This window comes from Stenotrophomonas sp. STEN029, from assembly GCF_056760015.1.
On record NZ_JBRREC010000026.1, the window covers coordinates 39,294 to 45,898 of the forward strand.

A 6,605-nucleotide genomic window follows, 5' to 3' on the forward strand; every position below is an offset into this window, starting at 1 on the left:
AAGTTGCGCACTACTCACGTATATGCGAAGCGCGCATGAACAAACGCAGCTCAGAAGATCATGGTCATCGTCGAAGAGAGAACACGCCAACCTGACGCGTCGCGGCGCAGCACGGCAGCGTGCTGCGATCCGCAGGTTCCGCCGCACCAGAACCCAAAGCCAAGGTCGTAATCGCCATCCGGACGCCGGGTAGGAATGCCCAAGCCCATCGTCATCGAAGTGTCTACACGCGCGTCCTCTCTCGGTGATTGCCACGCCGAGCCCGGCATCAGCTTGACGCCGAGGTCTCCAAGGTCCCGGATCGACTCGGGCGACAGGTCAATTGCGCTTTCGCCCTTGGGTGAACGGATGGAGACATAAACCGGCATGCGGTTGCTTGCCAGATAGCCTCCGGGCGCTGTTTGATGCCGCAAGACCGCCTTCATCACGCCCTGCAGATCAGGCGCCGGATGCAGCATTGCCTCTGCCAGCGCCTGCCGCTTGTCACGTGCTGCCTGCAATGCAGCTTCCGCGTTGCCCTTGGTGACGCAATCGGTGGCTGGTAGTTCGCGCACGCAGACCTCACCCGAGGTTTCGTTGACGGATATCTGGTAACGGTGGAGCGCACTGGACTCACCACGCTCGATCAACAGCGTCCACGCGTTGTTGGCTGAGTCAAAACGCGGTCCATTGACCATCGAGTCAGCGCGGCCAAACCTTGCGTTCAGCGCCTTATCTGCCTCCGCCATCACCTGCATCTCGTTCAACAAGGGCTGTGTCTCCTGCGCCTGGACGACAAGCGCAGCGAGCGAAACCGTTGCCGCCAATACTGCTGCAAGAACCGACTTCTGCATCGTGATGGCTTCGTGTGGACCGGATGAACGCATTGTGCCGCTTTTTGCCAGCGCGCCAAGAGCCCCGCCCCAGACGTGCTCAAGCCGAGGCAGCTTCCTCCCGGCGGTTGCTCAACCTTGATTTGAGCGCCGACAGATAACGCCGACTACAGGCGACTTGCTTGCCATCAGCCATATGCAGCAAGGCCTCGCCGCCTTCGAGCGGTTCGATCGATACCAGATGTGCCAGGTTGATCAACCAACTGCGATGGACGCGGACGAAACAGGCCGCATCCAGTTTCTGCTCCAGTGCAGCCATGGTGATCCGCAGCGGGTAGTCGTGTCCGCGCAGGTGCAGGTTGACGTAGTTGCCGGCGGCCTGCGCCCATTCGATATCGGCCGTTGCGATCAGGAAGTCACGGCCCAGCTTGCGGACCAGCAGCCGCTCCGGATGATCGATGGGCTCCACCGGCGGCCCTTCATCAGGCTCGGCCAGCAGCTGTGCCTCGCCCTGCAGACGGCGAAGCAGAAAGCGGTAGCCATCGATGCAGAACAGGATGGCGGCGTAGGTGCGCACATCCTTGAGGTATTCGTATAGCAGCTCGTCCAGCCAGGAGCCGACCTGATAGCGCTCCCCCACCAGTGCATAAGCGAGCATTCTCAGCCCGAACATCGCCAGCACGTGCAGCAGGGAGATCGGCACGCTGGCCAGCAGGTACCAGGGCAGGCGTCGTCGCCAGTTGTCCAGATGCAGCGGCCAGCGCCTGCTGAACCAGACGATCGCTGGTACCAGCAACAGCAGCCAGACCAGTCCACTGGAGAATTCCCAGACCCAGGGTTCCCACCATTCCATGGTGGGCGCACCGGTGCGATTGGCATCCATCCAGGTGGTGATCGCATTGCCGCTGCAGTTGATCAACACCAGCAGCAACCAGAACAGCAGCTCCATGCTTTGGCGCCAGGGGATGGAGCGATTCAACAAGGTCGATGACGCAGCTTGATTCATCTGCGCATTCTAGACGGCGAGGCCGCCGCAGCCGTCGCTGCCCGTCCCCGGATCGCCGCCACTCGTCCCCAGACCCCCGCAGATCGGCCCTTCCGGCACCGCGGGAACGCGTCCCGGGTTGCAATGACGCCCTTCTTCATCCACTGGACACGCAATGCACAGACGCCACGACCTGGATTGGCTGCGGGTAATCGCCTTTGGCTTGTTGGTCATCTACCACGTTGGCATGTACTACGTGAGCTGGGACTGGCACGTCAAAAGCCCGGCCGCGGGCATTGCGCCGGAGCCGTTCATGCTGCTGACCTCGCCATGGCGGATGTCGCTGCTGTTCCTGATCTCCGGTGTCGCCACCGCCTTCATGTTCGAACGCCAGTCTGCCGGCCTGCTGCGCCGCCGCTCATGGCAGTTGCTGCTGCCATTGCTGTTCGGGATGGCGGTGATCGTGCCACCACAGGCCTACTACCAGGTGGTCGAGCAACTACCCGGCGGATACAGCGAGTCCTACTGGGCGTTCTACGGCAAGTATCTCAGCGGTTACCAGGGTTTCTGCGACAGCGATGGCTGCCTGCGCGTCCCGACCTGGAACCACCTCTGGTTCCTGCCCTATCTGTGGAGCTACACCGTTCTGGCCTGGCTGTTGTGGCGGCTGTTGCCCAGCTCCGCATTGCAGCGCCTGCGCCAATGGACCGGCCTAGCCTTGAACGGCTGGGGCGCGTTGATTGTCCCGGTGGCGGTTCTGGCCATCGCGCGTCTGTTGCTGGTCAACCGCTTCGAGCAGACCCATGCGCTGACCGATGACTGGTACAACCATGCCCAGTACGGCAGCGTGTTCCTGATCGGTTATCTCGCCGCCTTCAGCAGCCGCTTCTGGGAGTCGCTGCAGCGCCTGCGCTGGCTGTCACTGACCTTGGCAGGCGTCTGCTATGCAGCGCTGATCCACACCTGGTACTTCGCCGGCTACAACGACGCGCAACCGCCGCCGCTGGCGCTTCGCCTTGCGCTCCGGCTTGCCTGGGCGGTGGACCAATGGTGCGCGATCGCCGCCTTGCTGGGCTTTGCCTACCGTTGGCGCGAGGCCGACAGCCCGATCCTGCGCTATCTCACCCTGGCGGTGTTCCCGCTCTACATCCTGCACCAGACAGTGATTGTCGTGCTGGCACACGATCTCAAGCCGCTGCAGCTGAGCCCTGGCATCGAGGCAGCCATCCTGATCGCAGTGACGTTCGCTTTATGCCTTGGCGCCTATGAACTGATCCGCCGCAGCGGGCTACTGCGGCCACTGTTTGGCTTGCGCGACCAGCCGACAGTCCGCACCTCCCGAACACCTGCCAAGGCCGTGAGCGAACTGGGAGACTGATCGGCGCTCATACCAGACAACCATGCTTTCGTCCGACCCATGCCGCGTGCCTGCCGGGGGTGCAAGCAACTCAGCCAACTTCGGCGCGCGGCTCAGCAACCAACGGCCGTTCCGGTGCCGGCTTGCTCGGGAAGGCATGGCGCAGGATGCGCCACATCACCTGGCCGAACTGGCGCGGCAGCGAACCGGTGTTGTAGTGCTGGCCGTAACGCGCGCAGATCTCCTTCACCTCCACCGCCATCGCCGCGTAGCGGTTCGCGGGGATATCCGGGTAGAAATGGTGCTCGATCTGATGGCTGAGGTTGCCGGTCATCACGTCCATCCACTTGCCGCCGGTCAGGTTGGACGATCCGCGCAGCTGGCGCAGGTACCAATGGCCACGGCCTTCGTTGCGGATGCATTCCTTGGGGAAGGTCTCGGCATCGGCGGTGAAATGACCACAGAAGATCACCACGTAGGTCCAGACGTTGCGGATGATATTGGCCGCCACGTTGCCCAGCAGCACCGGCAGGAAGAACGGGCCGGCCAATGCGGGGAACAGCACGTAGTCCTTCAGGACCTGCAGCATCGCCTTGCGACCAACCGGGCGGGCCTGGTGCCACAGCTGCTGGAGGGTCATCTTGCCGACCAGCACGCGACCGATGCGCAGATCCTGTATCGCGATGCCCCACTCGAACAGCAGCGCGAACACCACCGCCACGAACGGCTGGGCCAGGAAAAACGGATGCCAACGCTGCTCCGGGAAGATCCGCAGCAGACCGTAGCCGATGTCATCGTCCAGCCCGCGCACATTGGTATAGGTGTGGTGGCGGAAGTTATGGGTCTTGCGCCAGTTCTCCGAAGTGCCGGCGATATCCCATTCGTAGGTCTTGCCCTGCAGCTGCGGGTCGCCCATCCAGTCGTACTGCCCGTGGATGACGTTATGCGCCAGCTCCATGTTTTCCAGGATCTTGGACAGCGCCAGCAGCAGCACGCCGGCAATCCATGCCGGCACCAGCACGCTGTGCACGAATGCGCCCAGGAACAACAGGGCGCGTCCGGCGACACCGGTCCAACGCACCGCCGCGACGATCCGGCGGATGTAGCGGGCATCGCTGGCACCCAGCAAGGCCTGATGGCGGGCTTTTACGGCGTCGAGTTCATCACCGAAGGTCTGCAGTTCGGCAGCTGACAGCACGCGGTTGTGCACGGAAGACATGACTTACAGCTCCAGGGTCAGATCGGTACTGGCGCTGCTGACGCACAGTTTGAGCGGCACGGAAGGTTCGCTGGTGTAATCACCAGTCACGGTGTGGCGGGTGATGCCCGAGGCCTTGCCGCAGACACAGGTGTTGCAGATGCCCATTCGGCAGCCACTGGCTGGCTTGATGCCGGCCGCTTCCAGCGCAGGCAGCAAGGCAAGCCCGCGCGGCACGGTGAGCGTGCGACCGGTATTCAGCAGCTGGATCTGCACACTGCCCTGCTCCACCTCGGCCAGCTGCGGCACGCTGAACGCCTCGCTGTCGAAATGCGCCACCTGGTCCTGCAGACGTGCGCGGGCGGCATTGGCAAAACCGCCCGGGCCGCAGGCCAGCACATGCGCTGCGTGCAGATCCCCAAGGCAGTCGAGATCATGACTGCCCACGCGCGCGGCGCCCTCACCGGTCACCGCCAGATGCAGACGGAACGACGGGTGGCGGGCAGCGATGGCATTGAACTCATCGATGAAGCACAACTGCTCGCGCTGACGTGCCCAGTAGATCAGGTCCACGGAGCCCGGCATGCCTTGTGCATCCAACTGCCGCAGCAAGGCGCGCATCGGGGTGATACCGCTGCCTGCAGCCAGCATCAGCAGCTTCGGCGGCGGCGTTGCTGGCAGCAGCATCTCGCCAAAGGCCTGCCCCAGCGCAAACACCTCGCCGATGACCGCCTGTTCAGACAGGTACTGGCTGAGCTTGCCACCGGCAATACGCTTGACCGTGATCGCCAGACGACCATTTTCAAGCAGGACAGGGCTGTAGCTGCGCGTGGTCAGGCGGCCATCCAGTTCCGCGCCCAGATTGACGTGCTGCCCGGCCTGCAGGCCACGGAAGTGGCGATTGGGCTGCAATTCCAGGGTGACGGCGTCGGCGCTGGCCTTGTGGCGCGCCACCAGCCGGGCCACTGGCCGCCGCAGCGTCCACAGCGGATGCACCCGGGTGGACCAGAAATCAAAGAAACCTTCGCTCAGCCACGGGATCGGTGGCGGTGCGGTATTGCGGTAGACAGCACTCATGGGGCGCACTATACGTCCGAGCATACGACTGTGTATACAGTTGTATATTGCCAGTACAGGCTATGATTCACGCACCTGACCGGCCCGAGCCCCATGACAGCACGCGAACAGCCCCTGCCCGCACAAGACGACCTGCACCCGGCGCGCAAGGCTTCCATCTCGCGTGACGACCTGCTGGCCGCCGCCCTCGCCCTTATCGGCCCGCACCGCAGCGTGTCCACACTGAGCCTGCGCGAGGTCGCCCGCGAGGCCGGGATCGCCCCGAATTCGTTCTATCGCCAGTTCCGCGACATGGATGAACTGACGGTTGCCCTGATAGACCTGGCCGGCCGTTCGCTGCGCACCATCATCGGTCAGGCGCGGTTGCGCGCAGCCGACAGCAACCGCGGCGTGATCCGCCTGTCGGTGGAAACCTTCATGGAGCAGCTGCGCGCCGACGACCGGCTGATGCATGTGCTGCTGCGTGAAGGCACGGCCGGCTCGGATGCGTTCAAGCATGCGGTGGACCGCGAGTTGGGGTACTTCGAGGAAGAGCTGAAAGCCGACCTGGTGCGACTGGCTGCACTGGACGGTGCAACCCTGCACGAGCCCGCGCTGGCTGCCAAAGCCATCACCCGGCTGGTGTTCGCGATGGGCGGCAGCGCGATTGATCTGCCCGAAGAACGCGACCCTGAATTGATCGAGGAAATGTCGCAGATGATCCGCATGATCATCACCGGCGCCCGCGCACTGGCACGGCGCCCGGTCAAGGCCTGAAGCAAGCCAAACGATGTTGCGCGGTTGTAGGAGCGGCGTCAGCCGCGAAGCTGGTGGTCCATCTGATCACGGTTACTCCTGCAATTTCATTGGCGTCGGCTTCGCGGCTTACGCCGCTCCTACAGACTGTGTATCGGTAAAGCCCCTGCCGAGCGTGGCTCGGCACTACGCTGCGCCCTTGGCCGTAGCGGTCATCAAGCTGACGCGTGGACCAGGATTTTGTGGGAGCGACGTCAGCCGCGAAGCTGATGATCTGCCAGATCGCAGCTCTCCCTGCACTTCATTGGCGTCGGCTTCGCGGGGGCCGCCGCGCCAAAAATATGGGTATAGGTTACCCCGCCGCCCCCGCATGGGCGGCCCGAACCTTTTAAGCACCGGCGGGTAACGCGGTGGTACCGGGTGGGAAAACCCACGGGTGTG

At 63.5% G+C, this 6,605-nt stretch carries 6 protein-coding genes; 2 read left to right on the forward strand and 4 right to left on the reverse strand.

Annotated elements, in window-relative coordinates; all coding sequences use genetic code 11:
* Positions 1 to 50 precede the first annotated feature (50 nt).
* Positions 51 to 833 carry a hypothetical protein gene (locus ACVOLI_RS08185; RefSeq protein ID WP_481534213.1) on the reverse strand — a complete coding sequence of 261 codons (783 nt, stop codon included), beginning with the start codon at positions 831 to 833 and terminating at the stop codon, positions 51 to 53.
* A gap of 79 nt (positions 834 to 912) precedes the next feature.
* A complete protein-coding gene (locus ACVOLI_RS08190; protein ID WP_481534214.1) occupies positions 913 to 1,818 on the reverse strand; it encodes a LytTR family DNA-binding domain-containing protein in 906 nt (301 codons plus the stop codon).
* 154 nt (positions 1,819 to 1,972) lie between these two features.
* Here ACVOLI_RS08190 and ACVOLI_RS08195 point away from each other — a divergent pair, with 154 nt between their 5' ends.
* Entirely contained in the window at positions 1,973 to 3,175 is a 1,203-nt protein-coding gene (locus ACVOLI_RS08195; protein ID WP_481534215.1) for an acyltransferase family protein, read from the forward strand.
* Between the two features lie 70 nt (positions 3,176 to 3,245).
* On the opposite strand, the gene ACVOLI_RS08200 is transcribed toward ACVOLI_RS08195, so the two are convergent.
* Both ACVOLI_RS08200 and ACVOLI_RS08205 read right to left on the reverse strand, forming a co-directional pair.
* Positions 3,246 to 4,373 carry a fatty acid desaturase family protein gene (locus tag ACVOLI_RS08200; protein ID WP_481534216.1) on the reverse strand — a complete coding sequence of 376 codons (1,128 nt, stop codon included), beginning with the start codon at positions 4,371 to 4,373 and terminating at the stop codon, positions 3,246 to 3,248.
* Between the two features lie 3 nt (positions 4,374 to 4,376).
* Positions 4,377 to 5,429 carry a ferredoxin reductase gene (locus ACVOLI_RS08205; RefSeq protein ID WP_481534217.1) on the reverse strand — a complete coding sequence of 351 codons (1,053 nt, stop codon included), beginning with the start codon at positions 5,427 to 5,429 and terminating at the stop codon, positions 4,377 to 4,379.
* A 93-nt stretch (positions 5,430 to 5,522) separates the two neighbouring features.
* On the opposite strand from ACVOLI_RS08205, the gene fabR reads away from it, so the two are divergent.
* Positions 5,523 to 6,185: an HTH-type transcriptional repressor FabR gene (fabR, locus tag ACVOLI_RS08210; RefSeq protein WP_282266051.1), complete on the forward strand. Its 663-nt coding sequence runs from the start codon at positions 5,523 to 5,525 to the stop codon at positions 6,183 to 6,185.
* The last annotated feature ends 420 nt before the right edge of the window (positions 6,186 to 6,605 follow it).

Bases quoted from the DNA above. Each gene is read 5' to 3' on its own strand.
- ACVOLI_RS08190 (WP_481534214.1), bottom strand. From the start codon at position 1,818: ATGAATCAAGCTGCGTCATCGACCTTGTTGAATCGCTCCATCCCCTGG.
- ACVOLI_RS08185 (WP_481534213.1), bottom strand. From the start codon at position 833: ATGCAGAAGTCGGTTCTTGCAGCAGTATTGGCGGCAACGGTTTCGCTC.
- ACVOLI_RS08205 (WP_481534217.1), bottom strand. From the start codon at position 5,429: ATGAGTGCTGTCTACCGCAATACCGCACCGCCACCGATCCCGTGGCTG.
- fabR (WP_282266051.1), top strand. From the start codon at position 5,523: ATGACAGCACGCGAACAGCCCCTGCCCGCACAAGACGACCTGCACCCG.
- ACVOLI_RS08200 (WP_481534216.1), bottom strand. From the start codon at position 4,373: ATGTCTTCCGTGCACAACCGCGTGCTGTCAGCTGCCGAACTGCAGACC.
- ACVOLI_RS08195 (WP_481534215.1), top strand. From the start codon at position 1,973: ATGCACAGACGCCACGACCTGGATTGGCTGCGGGTAATCGCCTTTGGC.